Origin of the sequence: Streptomyces mangrovisoli (assembly GCF_000974985.2) — a bacterium.
Lineage (GTDB): Bacteria > Actinomycetota > Actinomycetes > Streptomycetales > Streptomycetaceae > Streptomyces > Streptomyces mangrovisoli.
The window spans coordinates 81,521-97,749 of record NZ_LAVA02000090.1 but is presented as its reverse complement, the minus strand read 5'-3'; the positions used below and the strand labels follow the sequence as shown (position 1 = coordinate 97,749).

The 16,229-nt window shown below is 71.5% G+C and carries 11 protein-coding genes and 1 pseudogene; 5 read left to right on the top strand and 7 right to left on the bottom strand.

The window, feature by feature from the left end:
- Positions 1–42 precede the first annotated feature (42 nt).
- Together WN71_RS40315 and WN71_RS31430 are read right to left on the bottom strand one after the other, a co-directional pair.
- Positions 43–972 (bottom strand): annotated as a pseudogene (locus tag WN71_RS40315) (MFS transporter); the annotation flags it as partial.
- Positions 973–1,007: 35 nt separating this feature from the next.
- Complete coding sequence (locus WN71_RS31430; RefSeq protein WP_046583861.1) at positions 1,008–1,310, bottom strand: hypothetical protein; 303 nt, start codon at positions 1,308–1,310, stop codon at positions 1,008–1,010.
- 374 nt (positions 1,311–1,684) lie between these two features.
- On the opposite strand from WN71_RS31430, the gene WN71_RS31425 reads away from it, so the two are divergent.
- Positions 1,685–2,368: a GNAT family N-acetyltransferase gene (locus WN71_RS31425; protein ID WP_046583862.1), complete on the top strand. Its 684-nt coding sequence runs from the start codon at positions 1,685–1,687 to the stop codon at positions 2,366–2,368.
- A 7-nt stretch (positions 2,369–2,375) separates the two neighbouring features.
- Here the strand turns inward: WN71_RS31425 and WN71_RS31420 are convergent, their stop codons facing one another.
- Positions 2,376–3,662, bottom strand: a complete 1,287-nt coding sequence (locus WN71_RS31420) for a PP2C family protein-serine/threonine phosphatase (RefSeq protein ID WP_338058712.1) — start codon at positions 3,660–3,662, stop codon at positions 2,376–2,378.
- Between the two features lie 343 nt (positions 3,663–4,005).
- Between WN71_RS31420 and WN71_RS31410 the strand changes: the two genes are divergently transcribed.
- A complete protein-coding gene (locus WN71_RS31410; protein WP_046583864.1) occupies positions 4,006–4,821 on the top strand; it encodes an SAM-dependent methyltransferase in 816 nt (271 codons plus the stop codon).
- A gap of 223 nt (positions 4,822–5,044) precedes the next feature.
- A complete protein-coding gene (locus tag WN71_RS31405) occupies positions 5,045–5,248 on the top strand; it encodes a cold-shock protein (protein WP_046583865.1) in 204 nt (67 codons plus the stop codon).
- 201 nt (positions 5,249–5,449) lie between these two features.
- Here WN71_RS31405 and WN71_RS31400 read toward each other — a convergent pair whose 3' ends face one another.
- Positions 5,450–7,105 carry a ricin-type beta-trefoil lectin domain protein gene (locus WN71_RS31400; protein WP_240529837.1) on the bottom strand — a complete coding sequence of 552 codons (1,656 nt, stop codon included), beginning with the start codon at positions 7,103–7,105 and terminating at the stop codon, positions 5,450–5,452.
- A gap of 360 nt (positions 7,106–7,465) precedes the next feature.
- Complete coding sequence (locus tag WN71_RS31395) at positions 7,466–9,256, bottom strand: helix-turn-helix domain-containing protein (protein WP_107469825.1); 1,791 nt, start codon at positions 9,254–9,256, stop codon at positions 7,466–7,468.
- A gap of 144 nt (positions 9,257–9,400) precedes the next feature.
- Here WN71_RS31395 and WN71_RS31390 point away from each other — a divergent pair, with 144 nt between their 5' ends.
- Both WN71_RS31390 and WN71_RS31385 read left to right on the top strand, forming a co-directional pair.
- Positions 9,401–10,792 (top strand): MFS transporter, encoded by a 1,392-nt coding sequence (locus tag WN71_RS31390; RefSeq protein ID WP_046583867.1) that lies wholly within the window; start codon positions 9,401–9,403, stop codon positions 10,790–10,792.
- Positions 10,793–10,903: 111 nt separating this feature from the next.
- Positions 10,904–12,586: a tannase/feruloyl esterase family alpha/beta hydrolase gene (locus WN71_RS31385; protein WP_240529829.1), complete on the top strand. Its 1,683-nt coding sequence runs from the start codon at positions 10,904–10,906 to the stop codon at positions 12,584–12,586.
- A 121-nt stretch (positions 12,587–12,707) separates the two neighbouring features.
- Here WN71_RS31385 and WN71_RS31380 read toward each other — a convergent pair whose 3' ends face one another.
- Positions 12,708–14,522, bottom strand: coding sequence for an adenylyl cyclase (locus WN71_RS31380; RefSeq protein ID WP_167382973.1), 1,815 nt, complete (start codon positions 14,520–14,522; stop codon positions 12,708–12,710).
- Positions 14,523–15,230: 708 nt separating this feature from the next.
- Positions 15,231–16,166 carry a S66 peptidase family protein gene (locus WN71_RS31375; RefSeq protein ID WP_046583868.1) on the bottom strand — a complete coding sequence of 312 codons (936 nt, stop codon included), beginning with the start codon at positions 16,164–16,166 and terminating at the stop codon, positions 15,231–15,233.
- Between the last annotated feature and the right edge of the window lie 63 nt (positions 16,167–16,229).

The following is a 16,229-nucleotide window of genomic DNA, read 5'->3' as shown; positions in this document are numbered from 1 at the left end:
GGACGCGATCCGCGCCTGCCCGAAGACGAAGGCCCCCAGCGGCACGCCGACGACGTATCCGGCGATCCCGAACTGGCTCTGGAGCACCAGGCCGACGCTGCAGAGCAGGAAACCCGTGACGGCGATCCGGAGGTCCGGACTGCGCCTGCCGACGATCCGGTAGCAGCCGGCCGCGGCCAGGAAGCCCAGGCCCCCGAGGGCGTCCACGGCACCGAACGTGGCCGCGCTGAAATGGAGTTCACCGATGACGGCGGTGGGCATCAGCGCGTTGAAGACCGTCACGACGACACTGCCCTGGGCGTAGAGCAGGATGAAGCTGCGCAGGCGCAGCCGTCGGCGCTCGGCCGTCCGCAGGGGGGTCGGCTCCGGGGTGACGGCGGACGTCGGCACCCGGTCCGGGCGGCGCCCGACCGCGACGACGCAGAGCGCGGAGACCGCGAAGGTCCCGGCGTTGAACACCAGCAGCGGCACGCTGCCGAACGCCTGGACGCACAGCCCGCCGATGGTCGCCGACAGCAGCATGCCCGCCTGGGTCCCCATCTCGTAGCGGGCGTTGAACCGCCGCAGCCGCTCCACCGGGATCCGCTCCTTGATCAGCGCGGAACTGGCCGGAAGGAACAGCGCACCGACCACGGCGAGCGCCAGATTGGCTCCGTAGATCCCACGCCCCGGGGCGCCGCCGCAGGCGAGCCACAGCGGCAGCGCCAGGGCCAGGGCCGCGCTCGTGGCATCGCAGCCGATCCACAGGGCGCGCCGGTCGTGGCGGTCGGCCATCCGGCCGAAAAAGGGCGACAGCAGCGCCTGCGGTACGGCGACGGCGATGAACAGCCAGCCCACGGCCAGCATGGTCTGCTGCTCCCGGACCAGGAGCAGCGCCCCGACGATGAGTTGGACGTTGTTGCCGAGGGCGGTCGCGAAGGCGGCGGAGACGAGCAGCCGTTCGGCGCGCGGGGAGGGGTGACGGAAGATCATGGCACCACTATCCGGAGCTCCGCTGACATCTTCTGTCAGTGAAGTTCCGCCCCGTGAGTCCGGGCGCGGCGGATCTCCTTGCCCAGCATCAGGCGGGGAGTCGCGCCGGTGTTGGGCGAGCGCGCGTGAAACACGTGTGAGTGGGTGATCACGACGTCACCCGGCAGTCCGGTCAACTCGATGACCTCGACCGGGACTCCGTCGATCACACCCGCCTCGCCGACCAGCGGCCGACCGCCGTCCGGGAGGCCGGCGCCGTCGAGAAGGCGGGCCGGCCAGGGCTGATGGCGCATGAACGCGCGCCAGTTCTCCCTGCCCGCGCCGACCGGCGCCGGCAAGGCGTTGCGGTAGCGGCGTCCCGAAGATCGCGTCCAGGGCGTCGCTCACCGGCGGGTTGTCCGCGAGCGGCGTGAACACCGGATCACGGGTGAGACCCCGCCAGTTCAGTACGGGCGAGTCCGCCCAGGAGGCGGGGTCGGTGGGCCGCAGCCCCGCCTGGTGTTCGGCGTGCCGCCACATCGCGTGGCGCATGGCGGACGCCTCGTCCGCGGTGAACGCACCAGAGAGACGGACGACGCCGGTGGCATCGAAAAGCGCTCGTACGTCGGGCTTCGGCATGGTCCCAGTCTGCGGACCGCGGTGCCGGGGCGCAGCCCTCGACGGGGGATGGCCGCTCACCCCCCACCGTACGCGGTCATGGTCTAATCGCCGGATGACGAAGATCGAACCAGAGCTGATACGGCGTTGGGTGAACGGCTGGACCGAGGCCCGCTCCCTGCCCGAGGCCGAGGCGATCGAGCCGGCCGGGGACGGCCTGCGGTCCGAGTGCCGTCAACCCGGCCGGGACGTGCAGGTGTTCGCGCTCCGAGCGGATGAGCAGCCCGAGTCCGTGGCACGGCTGGCGGCAGGCGTGGCCGCCGCCACACGGACCACCTGGCTCACGGTCCCCACCCTGCGCCCGGTCGCCGTCGAAGCCGTCGTCGCCGCCGCTGGACTGGAGTTGGTCTTCCGCTCCGAGTGCTTCATGACGACCGATCTGACCGAGCACCCGAAGTACGGGCCCGCGGCGCCGTACGAGCGTGAGGTCCGCACGGACGGGCCGGTCACCGTTGTTTCCCTCCATGACGCCTCCGGAGAGCTCGCGGCGCGCGGCACCATGGCCGTGGTCGGCGCCCACGCGATCGCCGACCGCATCGAGACGGACGCGGCGCACCGCCGCCGCGGCCTGGGCCGCGCCATGATGAGTGCTCTGGCGGAGAGCGCCGTGTCCCAGGGCGCCCGTACCGGTCTGCTCATCGCCAGCGAGGAGGGCCGGCGCCTCTACGCGTCACTCGGCTGGCACCACGCGGCCGACGTCCTGATCGCCCAGGGGCCGGTCGCCCCCTCGATCAGGTAGCACCGGCTCACTCCGGCGGATCCGCCTCCCGGTTCCTTGCGGCGACCGCGGGACGCCGGGCCCGCGCGGCCGGTGGGGGTCCGTCCGGCCCCAGTGCGGCGAGAAGCAGCGTCCGGTCGTCGGTCCGCTGCATGGGCTGTACGTCGCCCAGGAGTTGGCTGCACACGGCGGACAGGGCGGCGGGTGCGACGGCGTGCGCGGCGTCCAGGGCGACAGCTGCATCGAGTGCGACGGCCGCGTCGAGGGCGGCGGCGAGCCGGTCGATGCCCTCGTCGATGTCATGGGTGCGGGACTCCACCAGCCCGTCGCTGTAGAGGAGGAGCAGCGTCGGCTCGGTGATGTGGAGCACCGTGGGTTCGTAGCGGGCGGTGCCCAGTCCGAGGGGCAGTCCCGCGCTCTTGAGCGACACCGGTACGGCCGGACCCTTCAACGGGCGTACCAGCGGCGGGGGATGGCCGGCACCGACGAGGGTGCAGGTCTGCCGGTCGGCGTCCCACTCGACGTAGACGCAGGTCGCGAAGGACGCGCCGGGCGTGTCCGAGGCGACCGTGTCGAGCCGGCGCATCATTTCGGCGGGTTCGATGTCCAGGGTGGCCAGCGTCCGTACGGCGGTCCTCAGTTGGATCATCGCGACGGCGGCCTCCGGGCCGTGTCCCATGGCGTCGCCGACGATCATGGCGAGCCTGCGGCCCGCGAGGGGCACCACGTCGTACCAGTCGCCCCCGATAACGTTGTCCTCACCGGCCGGGCGACAGGCGTGGGCGACCCGGCATCCGTCGAAGGACTGGCCGGTCTCGGGCAGCAGGCTTCGGCGGATGGACAGCGCGGTGCGGCGTTCCCGCTCGTAGCGGCGGGCGTTGTCGAGGGCCACGCCCGTACGCGCGGCGAGCGACTCCAGGGCGACGGCCTCGCCGTGGCTGAACGGGGCGCGGTCCGGCCCCCGGGTGCAGGCGATGAACCCGATCGCCGCGCCGCGCAGGTGCAGCGGGACGATGAGGAAGGAGGCGGTGCGCAGCAGGCCGCGCAGCCCAGGGTCGTCGGGATCGGTGAGCCGCAGCCGGTCGAACGTGTGCGGGTCCACGGAGTCGAGGAGTTGGGTCCGTCCGTCGGCGACGGCGCGGGCGTAGGGCGTGTCCTTGGGGAACACGATCGTCTCCCCTATGGGCAGCAGGTGGTCCCATTCCTCGGAGCTGCCGAGACCGATCCGCAGGGCCAGCCGGCGCGCCTCGATCTGCGGCGGGTCGAGCGGGGCGCTCGCGCTCTCCTCCCGCAGCCAGTGCTGCAGCAGGTACACCGAGGCCGCGTCGCTGAAGCCCGGGGTGAGGGCGTGGACGACATGGCGGCCGGTGAGGTGCAGGTCCAGTTCGGATCCGATGGCGTCGGCCGCGGGGGAGAAGCGGGCCAGGAGGGGTGATGAGGCAGGGGGAGGCGATACGCCGGGGGAAGGCGACGAGGCAGGGGGAGGCGGTTCGTCGGGCGTGCCGCGTTCTGTGTTCCGCAGTGTTCGTCGCCTTCCGGGGGGAGCCGGCCGGGGTGTCGGGCTCGTGGGGCGTTCGGCAGCAGCCGGGTGCGGCGGATCGTGCCATCGGCAACTATATGATGCATAGTCAAGTCAGCCGTAACCTACGGGAGTTGTGATGCAGGACGAGGCCGGACTGCCGCAGGGCGTCGATCCGTACAAGGCGAGTGTCGCCCGGATGTACGACGCCATGCTGGGCGGCGAGCACAACTTCGCCATAGACCGCGAGGCGGTCGCCGCGTTCACCGCGATCGATCCGCAGGTGCGCACGCTGGCCCGCGCCAACCGGGCCTTCCTCCAGCGCGCGGTGCGCTTCCTCGTCGAGCGTGGGGTCCGCCAGTTCATCGACCTCGGCTCCGGCATCCCCACCCAGGGCAACGTCCACGAGGCCGCTCAGTCGCTCAGTCCCGGTACCCGAGTGGTCTACGTGGACAACGACCCCGTCGCGGTCGCGCACAGCGAGGCCCTGCTCGCCGGGAACCCGGACGCGGCGATCGTCGCGGCGGACATCCGCCGGCCCGCGGACGTGCTGTCCGCACCGCAGGTGCGTGAACTCATCGACTTCGACCAGCCGGTCGCGGTCCTGATGATCACGATCATGCATTTCATCACCCGTGAGGAGGACCCGGCGAAGATCGTGGCGGCCTACCGGGACGCGGTCCCCGACGGCAGCTGGCTCGCGCTGACCCACGCCACCGACGAGGACCGCCCGGAGACGGCGGCGGCCGTCGGGCAGCTGTACAGCTCCCGGGCCACCTCCCCGGTCACCGCCCGGTCCCGGGCCGAGATCGGCGAACTCTTCGACGGCTTCGACCTGGTGGACCCCGGACTCGTCTACGTCCCCCTGTGGCGCCCCGGCCCGCAGGACGAGATTCCGGAGAACCCGTCGCAGTACTGGGTGTACGCGGGAGTGGGCGAGAAGCGCCCCGCCTGACCCTCCGTGCGGCGCCGTCCGCCGCCCCGAGGCGCGCCCACGGTCACGGGTGCGAAGTCGGCGGTGTCGGCAGGCCGTGCTCCCGGGGCCTTGCCGGACTCGTCTAAGGATGATCGAATAGAGCCACCCTTGTCGGGGTAGGACGGACGCCGGGCCTTTCTCGTCAAGGGAAAACCCGCTTATCATCCCGGCCGGCAAACCCGGCAAGATCGAAGGACGCAGTATGGCCAGCGGCACCGTGAAGTGGTTCAACTCCGAGAAGGGCTTCGGCTTCATCGCCCAGGACGGCGGCGGCCCGGACGTCTTCGCCCACTACTCGAACATCTCCGGCAACGGTTACCGCGAGCTGATCGAGGGCGAGCCGGTCACCTTCGACGTCACGCAGGGCCAGAAGGGCCCCCAGGCGGAGAACATCGTCCGCGGCTGACGTCCGCCACCGGCCCGCAGGGGCCTGTGCGCCGTGACATCGCCGACGCGGGGTGGAGCGGATCGGCGGCTCGCCGGACTCATGGTCCGCAGGCCGCCGGTCCACCCGCTGCCCCCCGTCGCGAAAGAGGGGCCCGGCATCAGCCGGGCCCCTCTCACGTCACCCCGGGCGCCGCGGTGCACGCGGCGCCCGGAGCCATGCTCACGCCAGCGCGAACTTCTGCGCGGCGGAGCCGTTGCAGTCGTAGATCTGCAGGCGGGTGCCGTTCGCGGTGGCGCCCGACGGGGAGTCGATGCACCGGCCGGTGGTCGGGTTGGACATCGAACCGTCGGAGTTGGCGACCCAGTTCTGGTAGCCGCCGCCGTTGCAGGTCGCCAGCTGGAGCTTGGTGCCGTTGGCGTTGACCCCGCCGGCGATGTCCAGGCACTTGCCCAGCGTGCGCAGCGTCTGGCCGTTCCAGGTCCACTTCTGGTCGAGCGAGGTGGCCTGCTGGCAGTCCCAGAGCTGGACCGCGGTGCCGTCGCCGCCGGTGTCGTCGCCCGCCACGTCCACGCACTTGCTGCCCGGTCCGTAGATCGGGGTCCCGATGGCGTACTGCTGGGCGGTGGAGCCGTTGCAGTCGTAGATCTGCAGGCGGGTGCCGTTCGCGGTGGCACCCGACGGGGAGTCGATGCACCGGCCGGTGGTCGGGTTGCGCAGGGAGCCGTCGCTCTGGCGCACCCAGTTCTGGTAGCCGCCGCCGTTGCAGGTGGCCAGTTGGAGCTTGGTGCCGTTGGCGCTGGCGCCGCCGGCGATGTCCAGGCACTTGCCCAGGGTCTGCAGGGTCTGGCCGCTCCAGGTCCAGTGCTGGTCCTTGGCCGCCGACTGGCAGTCCCAGAGCTGGACCGCGGTGCCGTCGCCGCCGGTGTCGTCACCGGACACGTCCACGCACTTGCCGCCCGGACCGGTGATGGTCTGGCCCGTCACCGAACCGCTGCCGCCCCCGGAGCCCGCGGCCTTGTTGTAGACGGCCACCGAGTCGATGACCAGCTTGCCGCCGGAGACCGTGGACGAGGTCGGCCCGCCGCCGAAGGCGTCGGGGAAGCCGCCGCCCATGGCCAGGTCGTAGATGATGAAGAACGGGTGGTCGACGGCGTCGGACCAGGTCGTGGCGTCCACCTGGTTGGCGCTGATGGTGAAGAAGTTGGTCCCGTCCAGGTAGAACCGGATCTGCTCCGGCGACACCGAGCGGTCGATCTCCGCCGCGTAGTCGTGGAAGCCGGTCTGGCAGCCCGAACAGGCGCGCTCGCCCGAGCCGATGCCGGTCGACTCGTTGCACGGGCCGCCCGGGTTCACGCCGCAGTGCAGGGTGCTGAAGACGGAGCTGCGGCCGTTGATGTCCTCCATGATGTCGACCTCGCCCGACTTGGGCCAGGTCACTCCGTCGCGCAGCGGCGCGCCGAGCATCCAGAACGCCGGCCAGTACCCGGCGCCGTTCGCGGTGCTGACGTCGGGCTGCTGGAGCACGGACTCGATGCGTACGACACCGCCGGCGTCGGCGCCGAAGGAGGCCGACTGGGTCTCCACACGCCCGGAGGTCCAGCCGCTCTTCGCGTCGGAGCCCGAGTGCAGCGCCTGCAGCACCAGATGACCCTGACCGTCGTAGTAGACGTTCGAGGTGCTGTTGGTCATGGTCTCGATCTCACCGGTGCCGAAGCTGCTGCCCGGCCCGGTGTCGTACTTCCACAGGCTCTGGTCGATGCCGGTGCCGGACGCGCCGTTGAAGTCGTCGCTCCAGGTGAGCGTGAAGCCCGAGGGCGTGGCGGGCACCGCCGCTTGGGCTTCGAGGGTCGTCGTGACGGTGGCCGCCACCGTCATCAGGACCACGGGAATCAGTGAGAGCGCTCTCTTCCACGCGCGCGGCTCTCGTGGGGGGATCAGTTGCATGGGTGTGGCCTCCGGAGAAGAGACATGATCGCGTCGTTCGCCCCGTCGCCTGCAGTGATCGGTGTCGGCGGTGGGAAACGCAGGTGCGTGTGTGGTTCCTGGATGGCGACGAGCGGGGCGAAGGCGCCGCCGACCGGGGGCCGCCACGGCCGGGCGGGTCCTCGGTGGACGGCCGGGCTCTCCTCCAGCCGGCGGCTGCATCATCAACTGGGTTGACGGCTGGGGGTGTTGAGCCCTGTGTAGTTCTGTGCGGGCCAGAGATTATTGGACCAGACCAATACGGTCAAGTCTTCAACCGGTCGCGATCCCTCTGAGCCGGTGCAGCCGGAGCCCGAGCTGGAGTTCCAGGTCGTTCGCGCGGCGCCAGTCGAGGCCGAGGACGCTGTCGGCGCGATCCAGCCGTTTGAGCAGCGTGTTGACGTGCACGTACAACGCCCTTGCGGTCGCGGCCACATTGGCGCGATGGACGTAGTAAGTGCTGAGGGTGTCCACCAGGTCGGTGCCGCGCCGACGGTCGTATTCGAGCAGCGGGCCGATGGAGTCGGAGATGAAGCGGTCGAGCTCACCCGCCCGTTCGGAGTCGAAGATCATGGCGTAGAGGGCGTACCGGCCCGTCGTGGCGCCCAGGTCGGTGTGCCCGATCGCCCGCATCACGGCGCCGCAGCGGCCGGCCAGCGAGAAGGCGCGGGCCCAGTCCTGACGGACCACCCGTTCCGCGACGACGGCGACGGGGCCGCCCAGCGTCCGGCGCAGCACACGGTGGACCTCCTCGGCGGTGCGCTCGTCGTCGGTGCTCGGCAGGATCATCGTGGCCCGGCCCAGATGCTCGCCGGCCAGACCGCAGCGGGCCCGCGCCAAGTCGTGCAGACGACGCGCGAGTTCGGTCGATGACAACGTTGCCGAGTCCGCGACCAGCACCAGGTCCAGCCGCTCGGTGTCGATGTCACGGGCCTGTGCGCGGGCCCGCTGGGCGGGGCTGATCCCGGGGCCTGCGACCATGAGTTCGGTCAGGAGTTCTCCGCTCAGGCGCTCGCCCGCCTCGGCGACGGCCCGTTCCTTGAGGATGAGCAGCCCGAGGATGTGCGTGGCCCGCTCCAGCGTCCGCAGGTCCGTCTCGTGCGGGACTCCGTGGCCGGGGACCGGCTCCCGGGTCCACACCAGCGCGCCGAGGTAGCTGTCGCCCGCCTGGATCGACGCCACGCTGTGGGCCACCGCGGCGGCGTCCACCGTCGTCGTGCTGCGGCCCGAGCGGCGCGCGTCCTCCACGGCGTCGGCCAGGCCGGTCCCCGTCGCGGTCGGGCACGGGCTCGACGCCGATTCCCGGCGCACCCGAGCCGCGCCGTACGGGTCGAGGAGGGTCACGCTCCCGCCCAGCTGATCGGCGAGAAGCTGGGTCACGTCGCCCGGCGTCCCGCCCCGCAGGACCACACCGGTCAGGGCCTCGTGGATCGCCTGAGCACGCTCCACGACGGTCATGTGCTCCTCGATCCGCCCGTACGCGATCTGCAGCTCCCGCAGAGCCGTCCGGCTCGCCTCGTACAGGCGGGCGTTGTCGAGGGCGACCGCGGCGTGATCGGCGAACGCGCCCAGCAGCGCGATCTCGTCGGCGTGGAAGGCCCGTTCGGACCGGTCCGCGGCGAACAGGGCGCCCACCGCCCGCCCTCGGACGACCAGGGGCACGCCGAGCAGCGCGACGATTCCCTCGGTGGTGATCACGCGGTCGAGGTCCGGATCGTGATCGATGACGGTCGCGGTCGCGTAGTGCCGCACCCAGTGCGGTGTCCGGGAGGCCAGCACCTTCCCGGCCAGCCCCACGTCGGTCGGTATGCCCCCCTCCAGGAAGGCGGCCGACACCGCTCCCTGCGACGCCCTGACCGACAGCAGGCCGTCGGCGCCGACCAGCGAGAGATAGGTGAACTCCGTACGGATCAGGTCGTAGGCGTGACGGACGATCGACTGGAGCACCTCGTCGGGCTCGCCCAGCGCGGTCAGCGACTTGGCGGTCTCGTACAACGACGCCAGTTCGCGCTCGCGACGCGCGAGCGAACACAGCCCTGCTCCGCCACCGGGGTCGCTGAACACAGCGCCATCCCTCCTCGGCACGAGGTGGAGAAAACACCCACCGCATCGGCGTGAGGTGTGGGGGAAGCACACCTCAACCACAGCTCAACGGCGCCCTAATGTAACGGCGATCCCCTGCCACCGCTATGGACGAAGGCGGCACCCATGGCAACTCCGCTCGCACAACCCGAAGGGCAGTCCGGCAGCCTCCCCGGCGCCGGAACGCACACCCCCCGACGCCCGGTCTCCCGCAGGCTGCTGGCCGCCGGTCTCATCGCCAGCTCGATGGAGTGGTACGACTTCTTCCTCTACGGCACCGCGGCCGCGCTGGTGTTCCCCCATGTCTTCTTTCCGCACTCCTCGGCCGTGACGGGGACCCTCCTCGCCTTCAGCACGTTCTGGGCGGGGTTCGTGGCCCGTCCGATCGGCGGGGTGCTGGCCGGACACCTCGGTGACATGCACGGACGCAAGCCGGTCGTGGTGACCTGCCTGGCCGTCATGGGGGCCGCCACGTTCCTGATCGGGTGTCTTCCCGGCGCGGCGACCATCGGTGCGTGGGCACCGGCCCTGCTGGTCCTCCTGCGCTTCGTGCAGGGGCTCGCAGCGGGCGGCCAGTGGGGCGGCATCATGCTCCTGCTCACCGAGTCGGCCGGTCCCAAACGGCGGGGCTTCGCGGGGACGTTCGGTCAGACCAGCGTCCCCGTCGCCGTGATCGTCTCGAACCTGATCTTCGTGACCGCGAGCGGTCTGCTGCCGGACCACGCGTTCCTCGGCTGGGGCTGGCGCATACCCTTCCTGGCCAGCGCCGTGATGTTCCTGGTGGTTCTCCACATCCAGACCAAGGTGGAGGACACGCCCGAGTTCCGCGAACTGCAGCGAGAGGCGGCACAGTCGCAGGACGCGGTGGTCCGGGCCCCGCTGGTCCAGGTGGTGCGCGAGCGGTGGCGGACCATCCTGCTCGGCTGCGGCCTCCTCTCGGCCACCAACAGCCTCTTCTACGTCAGCATCTCCGGACTCCTCAGCTACGGCACGGACACGCTGGGCATCGAGCGCAACCCGCTCCTCGCGGTGGTGCTGACCAGCTCGGTGGCGATGCTCGTCGTCCTCCCCTGGTCCGGCCACCTGTCGGACAGGATGGGCCGCCGGCCCCTGATCCTGGTCGGCGGCCTCGGGGTCGTGGTCTGGGCCTTCCCCTACTTCGGGCTCATCGACACCGCGTCCCTGCCGCTGATCTTCATCGCGATCACGGTGGGATTCCTGTTCCAGTGCCTCACCTACGGCCCCATCGCAGGCTTCCTCGGCGAGCTGTTCCCGCCCGGCGTCCGCTACTCGGGCGCGTCGCTGGCCTACCAGCTCTCCGCGATCGCCGTCAGCGGCAGCACACCGTTTCTCATGACGGCGCTGATCGCGAGGACCGGAAGCACCCTGCCGGTGGCCGGCTACATCGCGTGCATGGGGCTGATCACCACCCTCTGCGCGTGGTTCCTGCCCGAGACGAACACCGCCGAGGTCCGTGCCGATCCGGACGCCGTCCCGGGCACCCATCTCTACCGCTGACGCGGTGCGGCCGTACGGAAAGGACCGGTGCCGGGCGACCCGAGGGGACCGCGTGAGCGGCGGCGGTCCCCGCCGACGAGCTGCAGAGCTCCGAACAGCCGAGGAGTGACCGTGAGCGCAACACCGGCACAGGGCACCAGGACCCGCCGGTCCGGCGTGCCGAGCACCCTGATTCTGCTGGCGGGCGTGCTGCCCCTGCTCGGGGCGGGACCCGTCGCCGGGAGCCCGCCCGTGCCCGGCCGCGCGGCGACCGTTCCGCAGTGCGCCGCACTGGCCGGGATGCGGATTCCCGCCTCGGCCATGAGCCTGCCGACGACCGGCGGCCTCGTCGAGTCGGTCTCGGTCGAGACCGCTCAGGTCAGCGGCCGGACGGTCACGTACTGCCGGGCCGACGCCGACCTCTTCCCCGTCGACCCGTCCGCGCCCGACATCAGGATGCGCGTCGACCTGCCGTACGACTGGAACCGCAAGGCGATGATGTTCGGTGGCGGCGGCTTCGACGGCACGATTCCCGACCTGGCGGAGAACGTGCCGTTCGGCCCCGCGGACCAGCCGGTTCCGCTGGCCCGGCGCTACGCGACCTTCGCCAGTGACTCGGGCCATCGGCAGAACCCGGCCTCCCCTCCGTCCCTGGACGGTTCGTTCGGCGTGAACGACGAGGCCCTGGACAACTTCGCCGCCGGTGACGCGCTCAAGAAGACGCGCGACGCGAGCCTGTTCCTCATCCGGCACGCCTACGGAACGGACCCCGCCGAGGTCTACTTCTCCGGAGGCTCGACCGGTGGCCGTGAGGGTCTCGTCGTCGCACAGCGGTGGCCGCGGGCGTTCGACGGGGTGATCTCGGCCTTTCCCGCCTGGAACAACCTCAGCGAGGGCCTGGACCTGGGGTATCTGGCGCAGGTGCTGTCCCGCCCGGGCGCCTTCCCCGGCCCGGAGAAGCAGACTCTCCTCCACGACCGTGTCGTGAGGGCCTGCGACGGTCTGGACGGGGTCGAGGACGGCGTCGTCTCGGACCCGTCCGGCTGCCACTTCGATCCGCACGTCCTGCGCTGCCCCGGCGGCACCGACACCGGTCCGGGCTGCCTGTCGGACCCCCAGATCGGCGCGGTCGTCGCCCTGTCCTCACCGTTCAGGTGGCCGTACCGGATCGCCAGCGGTGAGACCGGGTACCCGGGGTTCCCGTTCCTCGCGGGAGCGGACATGCGGACCCCGTTCCTCGGGTTCGGCACCACCGCGCCGGCCGATCCCATGCCGGTGACGAGCGGCTACGGGTTCCAGTACTGGGACCAGTGGGTCAAGTACTTCCTGACGCGGGACCCGGACCACAGCGGCCTCGACGTGGACCCCCGCCACCCTGGGGAATGGCTCGACCGGATCAGCCGTCTGTCCACGGTCGAGGATCGCAACGACACGGATCTCGGGCCGTTCGCCCGCGCGGGCGGGAAGCTGATCCTGCTCCACGGCGCCGCGGACGAACTCGTCTCCCCGCTCTCCACGACCGACTACTACGCGCGGGTACGCGGCCTCCTGGGCCCCCGGACGACGGGCACGTTCCTGCGGTACTACGTCGTTCCCGGGGCGAACCACGCGAACTTCGGCACGCCGGCGTTCGCGGCCGCATGGGACTCGGTCTCCGCGCTCGAAGACTGGTCCGAGCAGGGAAAGGCGCCGACGAACCCGGTCGTGACGGACACGCTCCACGACCGGACCCGTCCCCTGTGCGCCTATCCGCGGTGGCCCCGTTACCGCACCGGCGACCCGGACAGTGCCTCCGCCTTCGTGTGTACACGGTGACGAGGAGGCCCCGGACCGACCGGGCGGACCGTCGCACGGCCCGCCCGGCGCCGGCGTACCCGCCGCCGTGCACGGTCCGGTGGCCACGTCGCCACCCGGGCGCCTGTCGTGTTCCCGGATGTCAGGCGCCGGCGACGCCGTTCGAGTACGACTTCATGTAGTACGTGGCGAAGCCGTTCTGGACCGGGTCGCCGGCCTTGTCGATGGCGTGCAGGATGCCGCCGCCACCGGCCCCGTTGAGGCAGACCGTCATCAGGTCGGTGAAGACGACGCCGGGGGTGTCGGGGACCTCGTACGCGCAGTCGGTGTAGATGTCCGCGTTGAGGTTGAAGTAGCAGTAGCTGCCCAGGCCCCAGGCGTGGTGGTCGCGCACGTGGTCGCCGACCTTGTAGGCGGCGTAGCCGAGGGTGGAGCCGTGCCGCCACGCGGTCTGGGTGGGGACGTCGTAGGGGTGCTCGTTCTGGAAGAAGTACGTGCGGCCGTGCTCGCCCTGCCAGTTCACCTCGTACTTCTGGAAGTGCTCGACGAACAGCCCGTACGCCGTGACGTGGTCGCCGTTGACCACGATGCCGCTGTCGGCGGGGTTGACCGTCCAGCCCACGGTGCCGTCCAGGCCGTGGTCGGCGCGCCAGAGCCAGAGGTGGTCGAGGACCACGTCGTTGCTGTCGATCTGGACGCTGACGCCGGCGCCCCCGGCGAGCGCGCCGCCGATCCGGGCGACGATGTCGAACAGCACGGTCGGGTCGGTGTCGTGCCGGCGCCGGCCGCAGCCGTCGCCGACCCGCAGCAGGACCGGGGTGTGCCGGGAGGCCGCCTCGAAGAGCAGCCCGGCGAGGGTGACGCCGGGGACGTCGGCGACCTCGATCACGGTGTTGCCGTGCGTGGAGCGCAGGGTGGTCAGGCCGAGGCCGAGGACCACGGTGCCGGGCCGGTTCACGCGCAGCGGCGCGGAGATGTCGTAGATGCCCGGCGTGAACAGGAGGTGCTTGCCGGACGCGAGGGCGCGGTTGATCGTCGCGGCCGAGTCGCCGGGGGAGGCGACATGGAACTGCGAGAGCGGGATGGTGTGTCCCTTGGCCGGGCCGCCGGCCCAGGTCGTGCCGGTGCTGTTGGTGCGCAGCGCGGGCACGAACACCTGGTAGGAGCCGTGGCGGTCCACGGTGAGGAACGGCTTCTCCCGGATCACGGGGGTGCGGTCGACGGTGGTGTACGGCGGCGTCGGGAAGGACTGCGCGGGGGCGCCCTGGGTCCCGACGAACACCATGTTCCAGTTGGAGCCGTTCCAGCTGCCGAAGGTGTCGTTGCGGGAGAGCCACTGCTGCTGGGAGCCGGACTCGACGTACCCGTCGACCACGCTGTCGGCGAGGAAGCCGCCGCTGGACCACTGGTTGCCGGGCGGGCTCGGCCACAGGGTGATGTTGCCCTTGATGTGGACGCGGCGCATCGGGGCGGCCTGGGCGACCGCCCAGCGCTCCAGTCCGTCCGGCGGCACGATGGTCAGGTTCTCCGCGGCCCGCCAGAAGTTCTGGGTGCCGTTGCCGTCGAACCACTGGGCGTCGACGGTGACATGACCGTTGATCACCACGTCGGAGGGGCTGGCGCCCAGGCCCAGGACATGGGTGTAGAAGCCGACGTTGATGTCGACGGTGTAGGTGCCCGGCAGGAAGGCCAGGGCGAAGCGTTCGTCGCCGAACTGGTTGGACTCCTGGACGGCGAACACGGCGTCGACCTTGGCCTGAATCGACGCGTCGCTCATGGACGGATCGAAGACGATGACGTTCGGGCCGAGCGTGGCGTGGGCCCCGCCGGGGCCTCCGCCGGACCCGTGCGAGTCGGCGGTGGTCGACGCGAACGCCGGTCCTGAGCAGATACCGCTGATCAGCGGCACCGACGCGGCGGCCGCCCCGCGCAGCACACCACGACGAGAGGGAATCATGGACACGGCTCTCCCTGCATAGGGTGAATGGACGGGGCCGTCAACTGGCCCCCGATCTCTGAGAGCGCTCTCAGCCACGAAGTGAATCACCGCGGGTGGGGGGCGTCAATGAGCGTGCAGCAAAGGGGATTTGAGGGGCCGTCGGGTGTCGCCCGTCGTCGAGGGAAATGCGCGAGGGTGGGTCTCCCTCGACGGAGCGGGGCGGCGGGCCGCGTCACGGAAGGATCGCAGATGCGAAAGTCCCGCCGCGGGTCGCGTGGGATCACGGCCGCCGGGGTACGGCGGTGAGGGCGAGCGAGTGCGGCAGGCGGGGTGTGCCCGGTGCGCGGTGGTGGTGTTCTGGAGCCTCGCCTTGATCGGTCCATGCAGGGTGATGGCCTGCGAGGACGGGCGGGAGAGGTTGACCTGGGTGGCCGGGTCGGACCGATCCGGCGGGTCGGACCGGGCGCTTGGCCGGGGTGTCCCGCGGTCCCGGGTGCTTCGAGGGCGGGGTGTCCCGCGGCTCTGGGTTCGCCGAGAAAGAGGTATCCGCTTGCCGTACGCGGACGCGAACTGCGGGCTCGCCGCCGACCTGAGATGGCGTCAACTCTTGAACACGGCGCCGTCGCCCGGGTGATGGTGGTCGGCGGCCCGTCGGAGGTGCGAAAAGGGCGGGGAGCGGACCCTTTGGCCCGCTCCCCGCCCTGTCGGTTCCGTTCGCGTGGCCGGTCAGGCGAGCACCGGGTCCAGGAACGTCAGGACGCCCGCGTCCGCGTCGAGGCGGGCCCGGGTGCCGACCGGGAACGTCTGCTGCGGGACGCCGTGGCCGATGTCCGCGCCGGCCAGGACCGGGATGCCGAGGTCGCCGAGCCGGTCGTGCAGCAGTTCCTCGACGCGTTCGCGGGTGCCGCAGTCGGTGAAGGTGCCGCAGACGATGCCGGCGGCGCCGTCGAAGTAGCCGGCGCGGCGCAGCTGGGTGAGGAAGCGGTCGAGGCGGAAGGTCTCCTCGTCGACGTCCTCCAGCAGGACGATGCCGCCGCGCGCCGGCAGCGACGTCCCGGTACCCAGCGAGCAGGCCAGCAGCGTGACCGTGCCGCCCAGGGTGACGCCCTCGGCCGAACCGCCCACCAGCGGACGGGAGTCGGGGAAGCGCAGCTCCTTCACCGAGGCGGGGTCGGTGAGCAGGGCGGCGAGTGCGTCGAAGTCGGCCCGCCCGGGGTGGAAGCCGCGGATGGCGGGCATCGGGCCGAACAGTCCCGTCCAGCCCAGCTTCACGGCCACCGCTTCCAGCAGCGCCGTCACGTCGGAGAAGCCGATGACGGTGCGCGGGGTGGGGGTGCCGACGGCGTCCCAGTCGACCAGTTCGAGGGTCCGCTGGGCGCCGTAGCCGCCGGACGCGCAGAAGACGGCCGTGAACGCCGGATCGGTGAGCGCCGTGGTGAGGTCGCGGGCGCGCAGGGCGTCGTCTCCGGCGAGGTACTCGCCGCCCGCCCGCGCCGAGGCGAAGACCTCGGGCTTCAGGCCGAGCCCGCGCAGCGATTCGAGGCCGACCTCCAGGTTCTCCTGGTTGGGCGGGCCGCTGGCGGCGATGACGGCGACACGGTCACCGGGACGGGGTGCCGCGGGGCGGACGAGTCCCGCCGGGGGCAGGGTGAGCGTGGGCATGGGACTCCTTGGGGGTGAAGGTGAAGGGTGCGGCCCGGCGGGCGGGCCGAGGTGTGGGGCGGG